Consider the following 14,882-nt stretch of genomic DNA (forward strand, 5'->3'; position numbering starts at 1 on the left):
GCCTTGGAACAGGCCGTACTTGCTGCATGGAGGAACGGCCCGAAACGAGCCGAACCACCTGAAGCACTTGAAGCACCCGTACTACTCATACTTCCGGTTCCTGGAGGAATTGACATGGCAAGCATCCGTACCGCCCGCGTTCTCGCCGCCGTTGCCGCGCTGCCCCTCGCCGCCGCCCTCCTCTCGGGCGTGGCCACTGCCGACAACGGCGCCCTCTCGGGTCACGGATCGAACGCGGCGGTGGCCACCATCAGCGGCAGCGGGGTCGGGCACGACAACCGGGGGAACTCGTCCACCTCGCAGCAGCAGGCCGTCGGCTCCGGTGCCTCCAACCAGAACAACACCGCCCAAGTGAACGGCTCGGCGTTCACAGCGATCAATCAGGGCAACGAAAATGTCGCCGTGCACTTCACCCGCCTGTGGTGAGCCCGGCTCCCTGAGGGGGTCCGCCCTGGGGGGTGAGAACGACAGGGGGGTGAGAACGACAGGGGGGTGAGGACGGCCAGGGGGTGAGGACGGTCGGGGGGAGGACGGCCAGGGGGTGAGGACTGCCGGGGGGAAGGCGGTCGGGGGGTGAGAACGGTCGGGGGGTGAGGGCGGCCCGGGTGGCAGTGCTGCGGCACGGTCACCCGGGCCGTTCGCGTGCGGCCGGGGCCTCTTGCCTGCCTGGGGCATTGACAGCGACGCCATAACTGACGGACAGTCAGAAACTGATTCGCGGGCCTGTCAGTACGCCTCAGGTAGTACGTCTCAGTACGTCTCAGTACGTCTCAGTACGTCTCAGTACGTCTCAGTACGCCTCCAGGCGTCGGGACAGGCGCGCGAACCGGCCTGTGAGCGCCGTAGCCGCCGGTACCGGCCACATTCGCCTGCCACATTCATACGCACGGGAGGCCGCCGTCGTGCACCTCGCCCCGACCGAGCGCCAGCAACACCTGCGCGCCGAACTCCGCACGTACTTCGCCCGGTTGATGCCGGGCGGCCCGCCGTCCGGGGCGGATCCGGAGGGGCAGCGGGCGCTCCTGCGACGGATCGGCGCCGACGGGCTGCTCGGCCTGGGCTGGCCCGTGGAGTACGGGGGGCAGGGGCGCGGTCCCGACGAGCAGTTCGTGTTCTTCGACGAGGCCTACCGGGCCGGTGCGCCCGTCTCGATGGTCACCCTGAACACGGTCGGCCCGACCCTCATGAAGTACGGGACCGCCGAGCAGAAGGCCTACTTCCTGCCCAGGATCCTCTGCGGCGACCTGGTCTTCGCGATCGGCTACAGCGAGCCCGAGGCCGGCACCGACCTCGCCGCCCTGCGCACCCGAGCCGTACGGGACACGCACCCGGCAGAGCGGGACGAGTGGTCCTGGGTGATCGACGGGCAGAAGATCTTCACCTCCAACGCCCAGAACGCCGACTGGATCTGGCTCGCCTGCCGTACGGACCCCAACGCGCCCAAGCACCGGGGCATTTCGATCATCCTGGTGCCCACCGACGCGCCAGGCTTCTCGTGGACCCCGATCGAGACGGTCGGCGGTCTGACCACCACGGCGACGTACTACGACGGCGTCCGGGTGCCGCTGGGGAACCTGGTCGGCGAGGAGAACGCGGGATGGGGGCTCATCACCAACCAGCTCAACCACGAGCGCGTCGCCCTCGCCGCGATCGGCATGCAGGCCGAGGACTTCTACGAGGCCGCGCTGACCGCGGCCTGTACACCCGATCCGGTGACTTCCGAGCGCCGGGTTGACCACGAATGGGTGAAGGCGAAGCTGGCCACCGTGCACGCGAAGCTGGCGGTGAATCGCCTGCTCAGCTGGCGTTTGGTGGGCGATGTGGGGGACGGAAATCTGGCTCCGGGGGACGCCAGCGGCGTGAAGTTCATGGGAACGGAGTCCGCCGTCGAAACGTATCGAATGTGTCGGGAAATCGTGGGGGACGCGGGCCTGATACGGGGTGATTCGCCCGGCGCCTTCGGGGACGGGGAGCTGGAGCGGATGAACAGGGCGGCACAGATCAACACGTTCGGGGGCGGGGTGAGCGAAGTGCAGCGGGAGATCGTCGCGACGATGCGGCTCGGGATGAAGCGGGGGAAGCGGTGACGGGGGAGGCGAGGGCGGGGCGTGGCCCGACGAGGGAGGGCGGGACGGGGGAAGCGAGGGCGGGGGAGGGGGATTTCCTGGGGCGTCTGAAGAAGTTCGAAGGGCAGTCCGCAGTGCGTGCCGGGGTCGGCAAGGACCTGGTCAACGAGCCGATGATCAGGCACTGGTGCGAGGCGATGGGCGACACCAACCCCGCTTACGTGGGGCCGGAGGCCATAGCGCCGCCGACGATGCTCCAGGCGTGGACGATGGGCGGTCTCTCCGGGCACGGCGACGGCACGGGCCGCGCCTTGGCCTACGACGAGCTGTTCGATCTGCTCGACAGTGCCGGATACGCGGCGGTGGTGGCGACGGACTGCGAGCAGGAGTACGTCCATGACCTGCGGCCGGGCGATCGGATCACGTATGACGCGGTGATAGAGACGGTGTCGGAGCGCAAGACCACCAAGCTGGGAACCGGGCACTTCATCACCACACGCATGGACGTCCGGGCCGGCGGACGGCTCGCGGGCACGCACCGCTTCCGCATCCTCAAATATGCTCCAACACAACGGAGTTCACCGACGCGGACGCCGGCTCCGGGGGTGGCGCCGGCGGCACAGACACAGGCACTGCCATCGGCACCAGCGCAGGAGACGGCACCGGCACCGGCATCGGCACCGGAGCAGCGGGCGGCATCGACGGAGCCGGCATCGACGGAGCCGCCATCGGCGGAGACGGCCCGGGTTCGGGCTGCGCGTCCCCGGCCCGTCGTCAACCGGGACAACGCCGGATTCTGGGCGGGAGTCGCCGAGCACCGGCTGCTGATACAGCGCTGCGGCGCCTGTGCCGAGCTGAGGTTTCCGTGGCTGCCGGGGTGCCACGCTTGCGGTTCGGCGCGATGGGACACGGTGGAGGCGAGCGGCGCTGGGACGGTGTTCTCGTGCGTGGTGATGCACCACCCGCCCTTCCCTGCCTTCGACCCGCCCTACGCGGTGGGCCTGATCGAGCTTGCGGAGGGGGTGCGGATGATCAGCAATGTGGTCGGAGTGGCGCCGCACGAGGTGCGGATCGGGATGCCGGTACGCCTCGAATTCCAGCGGGTGGACCACGAGTTGGTGCTTCCCCTGTTCCGGGCGGAGGTGGCCTGATGGACTTCACGCCCACCGATGAGCAGTCCGCGCTCCGTGAGCTGGCGGCGCAGATCTTCGGGGACCTCTCGACGCACGATCGGCTCACGGCGGCGGGCACGGGCACGGATGCCGAGCTGTGGAAGGCACTGTGCGGGGCCGGGCTGCTCGCGGCGGTCGAGGAGGTCGGCCTGCTGGGTCTGGTGCTCGCCCTTGAGGAGCAGGGCAGAACCACGGCACAGGTTCCGTTCGCGGCAGGGTGTGTGTACGGCGTCCTCGCGCTCGCCGCGCACGGCACGGCCGAGCAGCGCGAGCGTCTGCTCCCCGCCGTGCGCGCCGGCGTGGCCGTGGTGACCGGGGCATTTCCAGCCCCGGCCGCACGCGGCGGCGTACGGGCGGCGTCCGGAGGGGCGCTGACCGGGGTGGTGCCGCTCGTGCCCTGGCTGCGGGATGCCACCCATGTACTGGTTCCCGACGAAGGACGTCGCCTGTGGCTGGTGCGGGTTGCCGACGCGGTGACCGAGCCGGTGGAGACGACCGCACCCTGGTCGGCCGGGCGCCTCACGCTCGACTGCGTCCAGGCCGAGCGGGTGGGCGGTGCGGGGGCGTACGAAGACGTGCTGGCCACCGCCCGCACCGCCTTCGCCGGGCTTCAGGCCGGCGTGTGCGCGGGTTCGCTGGCCAGGGCGGTCCAGCACACCACGACCCGGGAGCAGTTCGGGCGTCCGCTCTCCACCAACCAGGCGGTGCTGCTGCGGGCCGCCGACGCGTACATGGACACCGAGGCGATACGGGTTACGTCGTACGAGGCGGCCTGGCGCCGGGACGAGGGGCTGAGCTACGGCACGCACGCACTGACGGCGGCCTGGTGGGCGTCCGAGGCGGGCACCCGCGTCGTGCACGCGGGCCAGCACCTGCACGGCGGCCTCGGCGCGGACCTCCAGCACCCCGTGCACCGCCACTTCCTGTGGGGTCGCCAGCTGGACGCGTACCTGGGGTGCGGCGCCGAACTCCTGTCGGAGCTGGGTGGGTTGATCGTGCACGAGGCGAGGGACCGGCCCGCGGCGGGTCCGGTGGAGACGGCGGGTCCGGTGGAGACGGCGGGTCCGGTGGAGACGGCGGGTCCGGTGGAGACGGCGGGGCCGATGGAGACGGCGGGTCCGGTGGAGACGGCGGGGCCGATGGAGGCGGCGGAGGGGGTGGGGGCGTGAAGGCAGGAGACGCGCTGCCACCGTTGGAGATCGCGATCACCCGGACACTGATCGTGGCCGGCGCGGTGGCGTCCCGCGACTACCAGGACGTGCATCACGACGCGGTGCTTGCTCGGGAGAAGGGGTCCCCTGACATTTTCATGAACATCCTGACCACCAACGGCCTGGTCGGCCGGTACATCACGGATTGCTTCGGTCCTGCGGCCCGGCTGCGCGCGGTGAAGATACGGCTCGGCGCTCCCAACTACCCGGGCGACACGATGACGTTGACGGGCACGGTCACGGATGTGGTCGGGGAGATCGCGGAGGTGCGGGTCACGGGGGTCAACGGCCTCGGTCACCATGTCACCGGCACCGTGAGAGTGTCCGTACCCACGTCGGCGGGTGAAATGGCGCCGCGCGACGGCCAGTTGGAGTCGAGCGCTCCATCCGGCGGTGGCCCAGCCGGTGGCCTCGGCGGTGGCCCCGCCGGTGGCCCCGGCGGGGGTTCGGCCGGTGGCCTCGGCGGGGGTTCGGCGGGGCGGGGGGCGGAGTCGTGAGCGTGCGCGGGGCCGACTCGCTCGGCGGGAGGGCGGCCGTCGTCGGGATCGGGGCGACCGAGTTCTCCAAGGACTCCGGGCGCAGCGAGCTGAAGCTGGCGGTGGAGGCGGTCCACGCGGCGCTCGACGACGCCGGGCTCTCGCCATCGGACGTCGACGGCCTGGTCACCTTCACCATGGACACGAGTCCCGAGATCTCCGTCGCGCAGGCGACCGGCATGGGTGAGCTGTCCTTCTTCTCGCGCGTGCACTACGGGGGCGGCGCGGCCTGCGCCACTGTGCAGCAGGCGGCGCTGGCCGTCGCGACCGGCGTGGCCGAAGTGGTGGTCTGCTACCGGGCGTTCAACGAGCGTTCGGGCCGGCGCTTCGGCTCCGGGGTGCAGCAACGCGAGCCATCGGCGGAGGGAGCTGCGCTCGGCTGGGCGCTCCCGTTCGGGCTCCTGACGCCCGCGTCCTGGGTCGCCATGGCGGCGCAGCGCTATCTGCACACCTACCGGCTGACACCCGAGGCGTTCGGCCACGTGGCCGTCACCGACCGCCGCCATGCCGCGAACAATCCTGCGGCGTACTTCCACGGAAAGCCGATCACCCTGGCCGACCACGCGGCGTCGCGGTGGATCGTCGAACCGCTGCGGCTCCTGGACTGCTGCCAGGAGACCGACGGCGGTCAGGCCCTCGTCGTGACCACCACGGAGCGGGCCAGGGGCCTGCGGCAGCGGCCCGCCGTGATCACGGCGGCGGCGCAGGGGGCCGGCCGCCGGCAGGAGGCGATGACCAGTTTCTACCGGGACGGGATGACCGGACTGCCGGAGATGGGGGTGGTCGCACGCCAATTGTGGCGGACCTCCGGGCTCACCCCGGCGGAGATCGACGTGGCGATCCTGTACGACCACTTCACGCCCTTCGTGCTGATGCAGCTGGAGGAGTTCGGCTTCTGCGCGCCGGGTGAGGCGGCCAATTTCGTGGCGGCCGACGGAGTGCCGCTCAACACGCACGGGGGGCAGCTGGGGGAGGCGTACCTGCACGGCATGAACGGCATAGCGGAAGCGGTCCGCCAGCTCCGGGGCACTTCGGTCAACCAGATACCCGGCGCGGCCCGCGTCCTGGTCACGGCGGGCACAGGCGTCCCCACCTCGGGCCTGGTCCTGGGGACGGACGGCTGAGAGGACGTCAGAGGGGCGGCGCGGCCCGGCGTGCGTCCGGGCCGAGGTCGGCGCGGGTGCCCGTGCGGGCGCCTGCTCGGGTGTCCGTGCCGAGGTCTACGCGGGGCTCCGTGCGGGCGGTCGTGCATGCGTCCGTGTCGAGGTCTACGCGCGGCTCCGTGCAGGCGTCCGTGCCGACATATACGGGGCGTCGCTGCGGACATCCGTGCGCGGAGAACACTGAGGCGGACGGCTGATCCTCCGCACGGACGGCCGAGGCGGCGGGCTCAGCGGTGGCCGGGCGGGGCGGGCGACCGTTCACTCGGGCCATGCGCCGCCTCAAGCTGACCCTCGCCCGTTCCGCCACCACGCTGATCGCCGCCCTGGCCACGCTGCTCACCCCGGCGACGACCGCATCAGCAACCGCATCAGCAACTGCACCAGCAGCCGCAACGCTCACCACATCAGTCCGCCCGACTGCATCGGGTTCCACATCCGCCTCCGTACCCACCGCCGCATCCACCTCCAGCTCCAGCTCCAGCTCCACCTCTACCTCTACCTCCGTCTCCACCTCCACCTCCGCGTTCCCGACCCCTCCGGGCCCGGCTGACGCCTTCCCCGATGAGGAGGAGGAGGACATCGAGCGGGGGGCGGAGGCGGCCATGACGCATTTCACGGGCGGCGCCTTCGACACCTGCAACACACCGTCGCTGGCCGTGATGAAGGCCTGGCGGAGTTCGCCGTACGGCGCGGTCGGCGTCTATTACGGCGGTCGCGGCCGCCACTGCCAGGTCCAGCACAACCTGAGCAGGAGCTGGGTGACCCAGGTGCACCAGATGGGGTGGCAGGTGCTGCCCGTGTTCGTGGGCTCGCAGGCCCCGTGCGTGTACGCCGCGAACAAGAAGGGAGTGCGGATCGGCAACCGGCCCACCGAGCAGGGCAGGTCCGAGGCCGACGAGGCCGTGGGGGCGGCGCAGGCCCTCGGCATGCTGTCCGGCAGCCCGCTCTTCCTCGACATGGAGGCGTACGACGTGGGCAACGCGGCGTGCGCCCGCACGACGCTGGACTTCGTGCGGGCCTGGAACCGGGAGGTGCGTGAGCGCGGTTACCTGCCCGGGTTCTACAGCAGCGCGGATTCCGGCGTGCGGCAGATGGAGCAGGCACGGCAGGCGGGGGTGGGCGACCTTCCGGCGGTGATCTGGTTCGCCCGCTGGCACACGGGCCCTGCGGTGTACGAGGAGCAGTCGCTGCGCGAGGACGCCTGGCGCCACCAGCGCATCCACCAGTACGCGGGTGACACGGCCGAGACGCACGGCGGGCAACGGCTGGTCGTGGACCGCAACCAGGTCGACGCCCCGGTCGCGCGCATCGACTGAAACGCCGGGTGCGCACCAGGGGCGAGGCAAGCCGCACAACGGGTCCGGATGGTGCTGAACCCTGACCCCCGGGGGGTGCGTCCTCCACCTTCAGGAGGTGTGGCCAGCCCTACTCCTACAACCTGAGGCGGACACGGCTTCGGGACCTGGGGCCGATCCCGGGAGGCCTCCGCGCTCATAGCGTGGAGTCATGACAACGCCCGTCTGCACCACCGCCTCCCGAGCGGCGACGCCCTACCACGCGTACTCGTCGTTCTCGTCGTACGTCCGCGCCAGGGGCCCCGTGCTGCTGCGCACCGCGCGCTCGCTGACCGCGAACGCCAGCGATGCGGAGGATCTGTTGCAGACGGCGCTGACCAAGACGTATGTCGCCTGGGACCGGATCGAGGACCACCGGGCGCTCGACGGTTATGTGCGCCGGGCACTGCTCAACACCCGTACGTCGCAGTGGCGCAAGCGCAAGGTCGACGAGTTCGCCTGCGAGGAGCTGCCGGAGCCGGAGAGCGTGCCGGGCCCGGACCCGGCAGACCAGCAGGTGCTGCACGACGCGATGTGGCGGGCGGTCATGAAGCTGCCGGACCGGCAGCGGGCCATGGTCGTCCTGCGGTACTACGAGGACCTGAGCGAGGCGCAGACCGCCGACATCCTCGGGGTCTCCGTGGGCACGGTCAAGAGCGCGGTATCCCGCGCCCTCGGCAAGCTCCGTGAGGACCCGGAGCTTGAGCCCATACGGTGAGGCCGTATGGCGAGGTTGTACGGCGACGTCGTACGCCGAGGCCATACGCCGAGCTCAGCACGCCGAGCTCGTACGTCGAACTCATACGCCGAGCTGAGACGGTGAGCCCATAGCGCGACGGGCGGTGCCGCACGGCGATGGGCGGTGACGCACGGCGACGCGCCGTGACGGCTGGCACCCGGCAGCGCGCACCCAGGGGCCGTATCCGCAGGTAACTTCACGGATCCTCAGCCGAAACTACTCCCGGGTAGTGACATACCGAGCGGTATGTGAGCAGAATTCGGCACACCCTATCGCCGCAGAGCGCGCCGTAGCGCTCACCGGGAGGACGCCGTGCTGAGCACCATGCAGGACGTACCGCTGCTGATCTCGCGGATCCTGACCCACGGATCGACCATTCACGGCAAGTCCCAGGTCACGACCTGGACCGGCGAGGCCGAGCCGCACCGCCGCAGCTTCGCCGAGATCGGCGCCCGTGCCGCTCAGCTGGCACACGCCCTGCGCGAGCTGGGGGTCGAGGACGGCCAGGCGACGGGCACCTTGATGTGGAACAACGCGGAGCATGTCGAGGCGTACTTCGCGATCCCGTCCATGGGCGCCGTGCTGCACACCCTCAACCTGCGGCTCCCGGCCGAGCAGTTGATCTGGATCGTCAACCATGCCGCCGACCGCGTGGTGATCGTCAACGGCTCGCTGCTGCCGCTGCTGGCCCCGCTGCTCCCCCATCTGCCGACCCTCGAACACCTCGTCGTCACCGGTCCCGGCGACCGTTCGGTGCTCGAAGGCGTCGACGGCATCGACGGCGCGGGCCCGCAGGTGCACGAGTACGAGGAACTGCTGGCCGGGCGGCCCACGGCGTACGACTGGCCGCAGCTGGACGAGCGCAGCGCCGCCGCCATGTGCTACACCTCCGGCACCACCGGTGACCCCAAGGGTGTCGTCTACTCCCACCGTTCGATCTACCTGCACTCCATGCAGGTGAACATGTCGGAGTCGATGGGGCTCACCGACGCGGACACGACGCTGGTCGTGGTGCCGCAGTTCCATGTGAACGCCTGGGGCCTGCCGCACGCCACGTTCATGTCCGGAGTGAGCATGCTCATGCCGGACCGGTTCCTTCAGCCGGCTCCGCTCGCCGACATGATCGAGCGCGAGAGGCCCACGTACGCGGCCGCCGTCCCCACCATCTGGCAAGGTCTGCTCGCCGAGGTCACCGCCCGCCCGCGCGACCTCACTTCGATGCGGAACGTCACGATCGGCGGTTCGGCCTGCCCGCCGTCCCTGATGGAGGCGTACGACAAGATCGGTGTCCGGCTCTGCCACGCCTGGGGCATGACGGAGACGTCGCCGCTCGGCACCATGTCCAATCCGCCCGCCGGGCTGAGCGCCGAGGAGGAGTGGCCCTACCGGGTCACGCAGGGCCGTTTCCCCGCCGGGGTCGAGGCGCGGCTGGTCGGGCCGGGCGGCGACTTCCTGCCCTGGGACGGCGAGTCGGCGGGCGAGCTGGAAGTGCGCGGCCCCTGGATCGCGGGCGCCTACTTCGGCGGTGCGGGCGGCGAGGACTTCCGGCCGGGCGACAAGTTCAGCCCGGACGGCTGGCTGCGGACCGGGGACGTCGGCGTCATCAGCGCGGACGGCTATCTCACGCTGACCGACCGGGCCAAGGACGTCATCAAGTCCGGCGGCGAATGGATCTCCAGCCAGGAACTGGAGAACGCGCTGATGGCACACCCCGACGTCGCGGAGGCGGCGGTCGTCGCCGTGCCGGACGCCAAATGGGGCGAACGCCCGCTCGCCACGGTCGTGTTGAAGCCCGGGGCCACCGCCGACTACGCCACCCTGAAGGAATTCCTCGCCGGGAAGATCGCCAAGTGGCAGCTCCCGGAACGCTGGGCGCTGATCGAGGCGGTGCCGAAGACGAGCGTCGGCAAGTTCGACAAGAAGGTCATTCGCAGGAAGTACGCGGACGGCGAGCTGGACGTGACGGAGCTGCGCTGAGCATTCCGCGACGCCGGGCCCGAGCCGATCGCCATCTTCCGGCGGGCGGCGCGGGCCGGGGTCAGTTGGTGCCGATCTTTGCCAGCAGGTCCACGATGCGGCCCTGGACCTCGGCGCTGGTGGAGCGTTCCGCCAGGAAGAGGACCGTCTCGCCGGACGAGAGCTTCGGGAGCTCGGCCTGGTTGATGCCGACCGACGTGTAGACGACCAGCGGGGTGTGGTTCAACTGGCCGTTGGCGCGCAGCCAGTCGACGATTCCCGCACGTCGGCGGCGTACCTGCATGAGGTCCATCACGACGAGGTTGGGCCGTGTCTGCGCGGCCAGGGTGACCGCCTCGGAGTCGGTCGCGGCGCGGGCGACCTGCATGCCGCGCCGCTCCAGGGTCGCGGTGAGGGCGAGCGCGATCTCCTCGTGCTCCTCGATCAGGAGGACCCGGGACGGATGCTGCTCGCTGTCGCGCGGCGCGAGGGCCTTGAGCAGCACGGCCGGGTCGGCCCCGTACGCAGCTTCCCGCGTCGCCTGCCCGAGCCCCGCCGTGACCAGGACGGGAACCTCGGCCGCGACCGCCGCCTGACGCAGCGACTGGAGCGCGGTCCGGGTGATCGGACCGGTCAGGGGGTCGACGAACAACGCCGCCGGGAACGCGGCGATCTGCGCGTCGACCTCCTCACGCGAGTGCACGACCACGGGTCGGTAGCCGCGCTCGCTCAGCGCCTGCTGGGTGGAGACGTCGGGCGCGGGCCACACCAGCAGCCGACGCGGGTTGTCCAGCGGCTCCGGAGGCAGCTCGTCGTCGACGGGCTGCGGCTGCGGGCGGTTGGCCACCTCGACCGCGCCGCCGGGTCCATCCAGCGGCTCGGGTCCCTCGGCGCCCTCGTCCGGCGCCCCGATGGCGTACGCGCGGCCCTGCCCCTCCGAGGGGGGCGAGGGGAGTACGGGGTGCGGTCGGGCCGGCGATTCGGTGGGCCGCTCCACGCCCTCGGGGGGCGTGCCGAGCTTGCGCCGCCGCCCGGAGCCGAGCGAACCTCCGGAGGTCTGCCCCGGCTGCCCCAACTGACCCGCCTGGCCTGCCTGACCCGTCTGGGCTGACTGCGGCTGCTGGGCTGTGGGGGGCTGCTGGGCCTGTGCCTGTGCTTGTGCCGGTGTCTGCGGCTGTGTCTGCGGGTGTGTCTGGGCTTGGGCGTGGGCGAAGGGTGCGCCCTGCCCGAGTGTCCGCACGCTGAAGGCCCGGCCCTGGGTGTCTCCGGTGAAGACCGGGATGCCTCCGGGCGGGGTCTCGGCGGGGAGCGGCTGTCGAGTGGGCCCGGCAGGGGCGGCCGGTGCGGCGCGCAGCGGCCTGGGCGCGGCCTGGGCGCCCTGCGGCTGCGCCGGCTGTTGCGGATGGGCCTGGCCCGGGGCCTCCCCCTGCGGGGGTACGGCGCCGGGGGTGCCCGGTCCCGAAACCGCGCGGGCCGCCCACTCGGGCCGCTCCGCAGGGTGCGGCTGGGGCGGGGTGTGATCGGCCAGAGGGTCGCCGGGGGCGCTCGGGCCGGGGTTGGTGCGGGGCTCGTTGTCTCGGCCCGGGGAGTTCCCGCTCGGGCCGACGGCGATGGGGCCGGGTCCGGCGGGGGGAGCACCCATGGGCGCTGGCCCCGTGGACGCGGCACCGCCCGTGGGGTGGGCACCCAGGGGGCCGGGGCCCGCCGGGTTGGGACCGGACGTGGTGCCGACGGGCCCAACTCCCTTGGAATTGGCGCCCGTTGACTCACTGCCCACGGAGTCGACCGTGGAGTTGACCACGGGGTTGGCAGCTACAGGGGCGCCGCTCATGGGGGCGCTGCCCACAGAGCCGGGGCCCGCAGAGCCGGGGCCCACAGGGCCGGGGTTCACGGGTGCCGCACCCATGGGCCCGGGTCCGCCGGGGCGGGCCGGACCCATGTGCTGCCCAGCCCCCACAGGACGTACGGAACCGTGGTGGTCCGGCGCGGAGGCATCGGCCGCGTGGGGAGCCGGGGGCACGGGCGCGGGGTGCGGCGCCCGGTCGGCGTCGGCGGGCGGCAGCGCGAACGCCGTCCGTGCCGAACCACCCTCCGAACCGCTCGCCGAGCCGCCTGCGAAACCACTCCCGGCAGCACTCCCGGCAGCATTCCGGGAACCGCTCGCCGTAGCACCGGTGGCGCCACCCGGAGCACCGGTCGGCGCGGAACCCAGGGCACGCCTGGCCCGCCGCCCGGTCGGCTCGACCGCACTCTCGCCGGAGACGCCGGAGACGCCGGAGACGCCGGAGACGCCGGAGACGCCGGAGGCGCCAGAGGCACCGGCGACCGATGCAGGCACGGAAGACGGAGATACGGATGCGGATGCGGATGACGTGCCCGGTGCGTCGGCGCCGCCAGGGGCGGGCAGGGCGCGGCGGGCGCGGCGTCCGGGGGTCTCGGTGGGTACGCCCTGCGGCGGCACCGTCTCGCCCAGCGCGGCCCTGCCCATACCGGAGGACTCGCGGGCGCTCTCCGCGCCGGTGACGACGGAACCCTCGGCAGCCTGTCCCCGCTCCCCCGCCTGTCCCAGAGCCCGTTCAACCGGCTGCCCCTGGACCTGTCCGGCCGCCTGCTCGGCAGGGCTGGGCCGACCACGACGCCGCCCGGACCCGGACGCAGAGCCCGACGCCGAACCGGAACCGGAACCCGACCCAGAAACGCCCTCGCCCTCGACTCCGCCTCCGACTCCGCCTCCGACGCCGCTCCCGGCACCGGTCCCGCTCCCGCCCTGCTGGGCCGGAATCTGAGCCGGAATCCGGGCCGGAACCCGGGCTCGTTCGCCGTCGGGGCCGGCGTCGGCGTCCCCGCCGCCACCCGAACCGGAGCCAGGACCGGACTCGGCACGTGCCCTGCGGCGTCCGGTCGGGGACTTCTCCTCGGTGACCGGGCTCTCCAAGAACGCGTCCATGGACGCCCGTCGACCGCGCCTGCGGCCGCCGCCGTCCTGCTGCGCGGGCAGCAACGACTCGTCGGGCCGGGAAGCCACGGGCGCCTCGACCGTCCCTGCGCCCGCCCCGAGCGGCACTTCGAGCACATACGCCGAACCGCTCATCCCCGGCACGTCCACGGTCTGCAGAACGCCGCCGTGCGCCCGTACGATGCCGCGCACGATGGGCCCGTGGACCGGGTCGCCGCCCGCGTAGGGGCCGCGTACCTCGATGCGTACGACCTCGCCGCGCACCGCGGCCGCGACGACCACGGTGGAGTCCATGTAGCCGCCGGCGGCGACCGGCGCCTTGCCGGTGGCGTCGACCCCGGCCACGTCCGCGATGAGGTGGGCGAGGGCGGTGGCCAGGCGCGGCGCGTCGACCTCCGCCTCGATGGGCGGGGTGTGCACGGCGAACTGGGCGCGCCCGGGCCCGATCAGCTCGACGGCGCCGTCGACACCGGCGCCGACGACCGAATCGACCAGCACCTTGGTCTTCTTGAGCTCTTCGCTGCCCGCGTCAAGCCGCTGGTAGCCGAGGACGTTGTCGACGAGCGTGGTGATGCGGGAGTACCCGGCGGCGAGGTGGTGCAGGACCTGGTTGGCCTCGGGCCACAGCTGGCCCGCGTCGTCGGCGGCGAGCGCGGAGAGTTCTTGGCGCAGCTCGTCGATCGGCCCGCGCAGCGAACCCGCGAGCACCGAGAGGAGTTGCTGGTGCCGGGCGGCGAGCGCGTCGTACCGCTTGGTCTCGCGTTCCAGGACCTCGGCGTGCTTGGCGGCCTGCTCCTCGAAGGGGCGGCGGTCGGTGAACGTCATCACGGCACCGACGAGCAGATCGCCGTCGCGCACCGGAGCGGTGGTCAGGTCGACGGGCACCTTGGCGCCGGACTTGGTCCAGATGACCTGCCCGCGCACGCGGTGCTTGCGCCCGGACTTGAGGGTGTCGGCGAGCGGGCTGCCCTCGTAGGGGAACGGTTCGCCGTCCTCGCGGGAGTGCAGCACCAGGGGGTGGAGTTCCTGCCCGCCGAGGTCGCTGGCCCGGTAGCCGAGGATCTGCGCGGCCGCGGGATTGACCAGGACGACCCGGCCGTCGGTGTCGGTACCGACCACGCCTTCGGCCGCCGCGCGCAGGATCATCTCGGTCTGCCGCTGCGAACGGGCCAGCTCCGCCTCGGTGTCGACGGTGCCGGAAAGGTCCCGTACGACCAGCATGAGCAGTTCGTCACCGGAGTAGGAGCCGGGTCCGCCGCCGCTTCCGTAGGAGGCGTACGCGTCCCGCCCGTCCTCCAGGTTGGCGCTGGTCACCTCGACCGGGAACTCGGTGCCGTCGGTACGGCGCGCGACCATGCGGGTCGGCTTGGTGCGGCCTTGGTCGTCCTCGCTCTCGGGCCGGCGCATGGAGCCGGGGATGAGCCGCGAGTCGAACCCGGGCAGCAGATCGAGAACGCCCCGCCCCACGAGCCCCGTACCCGGCGCCTCCAGCATTTCCAGCGCGACGGTGTTGGCGTTGACGACCGTGCCGTTGCAGTTGACGAGCAGAAGCCCGTCCGGAAGGGCGTCAAGTATGGCTGCGAGGCGAGCAGCGCCTCGGGATGGCCTGCTGCTCACGACGACGCTTCCTCCCTGAACCACTGCACCTTGCGGCCTGTCACTGGAAGGGAGTCTAAAGGCTGGGGATGTGCGAGCGACGGCGGATGAGGGGGAGCTCTCACCAAGGTTGTGTGACTACGGCGTACGCGC

The 14,882-nt window shown here is 72.0% G+C and carries 10 protein-coding genes; 9 read left to right on the top strand and 1 reads right to left on the bottom strand.

Annotated elements, in window-relative coordinates:
* The first annotated feature begins 114 nt into the window (after positions 1-114).
* The 9 genes from ACGFW5_RS10735 to ACGFW5_RS10775 all read left to right on the top strand — a co-directional run bounded on the left by ACGFW5_RS10735 (position 115) and on the right by ACGFW5_RS10775 (position 10,198).
* Entirely contained in the window at positions 115-426 is a 312-nt protein-coding gene (locus tag ACGFW5_RS10735) for a hypothetical protein (RefSeq protein ID WP_393833834.1), read from the top strand.
* A 476-nt stretch (positions 427-902) separates the two neighbouring features.
* On the top strand, positions 903-2,087 hold the full coding sequence (locus ACGFW5_RS10740) for an acyl-CoA dehydrogenase family protein (RefSeq protein ID WP_393833835.1): 1,185 nt from the start codon (positions 903-905) through the stop codon (positions 2,085-2,087).
* 113 nt (positions 2,088-2,200) lie between these two features.
* Complete coding sequence (locus tag ACGFW5_RS10745; protein WP_393833836.1) at positions 2,201-3,217, top strand: OB-fold domain-containing protein; 1,017 nt, start codon at positions 2,201-2,203, stop codon at positions 3,215-3,217.
* Complete coding sequence (locus ACGFW5_RS10750) at positions 3,217-4,407, top strand: acyl-CoA dehydrogenase family protein (protein ID WP_393833837.1); 1,191 nt, start codon at positions 3,217-3,219, stop codon at positions 4,405-4,407. The genes ACGFW5_RS10745 and ACGFW5_RS10750 overlap by 1 nt, the downstream gene beginning before the upstream one ends.
* Positions 4,404-4,946, top strand: coding sequence for a MaoC family dehydratase (locus ACGFW5_RS10755; protein WP_393833838.1), 543 nt, complete (start codon positions 4,404-4,406; stop codon positions 4,944-4,946). The genes ACGFW5_RS10750 and ACGFW5_RS10755 overlap by 4 nt, the downstream gene beginning before the upstream one ends.
* Positions 4,943-6,109, top strand: a complete 1,167-nt coding sequence (locus tag ACGFW5_RS10760; RefSeq protein ID WP_393833839.1) for a lipid-transfer protein — start codon at positions 4,943-4,945, stop codon at positions 6,107-6,109. Before ACGFW5_RS10755 ends, ACGFW5_RS10760 begins: the two co-directional genes overlap by 4 nt.
* A 308-nt stretch (positions 6,110-6,417) precedes the next feature.
* Entirely contained in the window at positions 6,418-7,464 is a 1,047-nt protein-coding gene (locus tag ACGFW5_RS10765; protein WP_393833840.1) for a DUF1906 domain-containing protein, read from the top strand.
* A 190-nt stretch (positions 7,465-7,654) separates the two neighbouring features.
* A complete protein-coding gene (locus ACGFW5_RS10770; protein ID WP_393833841.1) occupies positions 7,655-8,200 on the top strand; it encodes a SigE family RNA polymerase sigma factor in 546 nt (181 codons plus the stop codon).
* A 333-nt stretch (positions 8,201-8,533) separates the two neighbouring features.
* Entirely contained in the window at positions 8,534-10,198 is a 1,665-nt protein-coding gene (locus ACGFW5_RS10775; RefSeq protein ID WP_393833842.1) for a long-chain fatty acid--CoA ligase, read from the top strand.
* Positions 10,199-10,259: 61 nt separating this feature from the next.
* On the opposite strand, the gene ACGFW5_RS10780 is transcribed toward ACGFW5_RS10775, so the two are convergent.
* Entirely contained in the window at positions 10,260-14,750 is a 4,491-nt protein-coding gene (locus ACGFW5_RS10780; RefSeq protein WP_393833843.1) for a PAS domain-containing protein, read from the bottom strand.
* Between the last annotated feature and the right edge of the window lie 132 nt (positions 14,751-14,882).

The organism is Streptomyces sp. NPDC048416 (genome assembly GCF_043200435.1).
Taxonomy (GTDB): Bacteria; Actinomycetota; Actinomycetes; order Streptomycetales; family Streptomycetaceae; genus Streptomyces.

Bases quoted from the DNA above. Each gene is read 5' to 3' on its own strand.
- ACGFW5_RS10735 (WP_393833834.1), top strand. From the start codon at position 115: ATGGCAAGCATCCGTACCGCCCGCGTTCTCGCCGCCGTTGCCGCGCTG.
- ACGFW5_RS10750 (WP_393833837.1), top strand. From the start codon at position 3,217: ATGGACTTCACGCCCACCGATGAGCAGTCCGCGCTCCGTGAGCTGGCG.
- ACGFW5_RS10765 (WP_393833840.1), top strand. From the start codon at position 6,418: ATGCGCCGCCTCAAGCTGACCCTCGCCCGTTCCGCCACCACGCTGATC.
- ACGFW5_RS10770 (WP_393833841.1), top strand. From the start codon at position 7,655: ATGACAACGCCCGTCTGCACCACCGCCTCCCGAGCGGCGACGCCCTAC.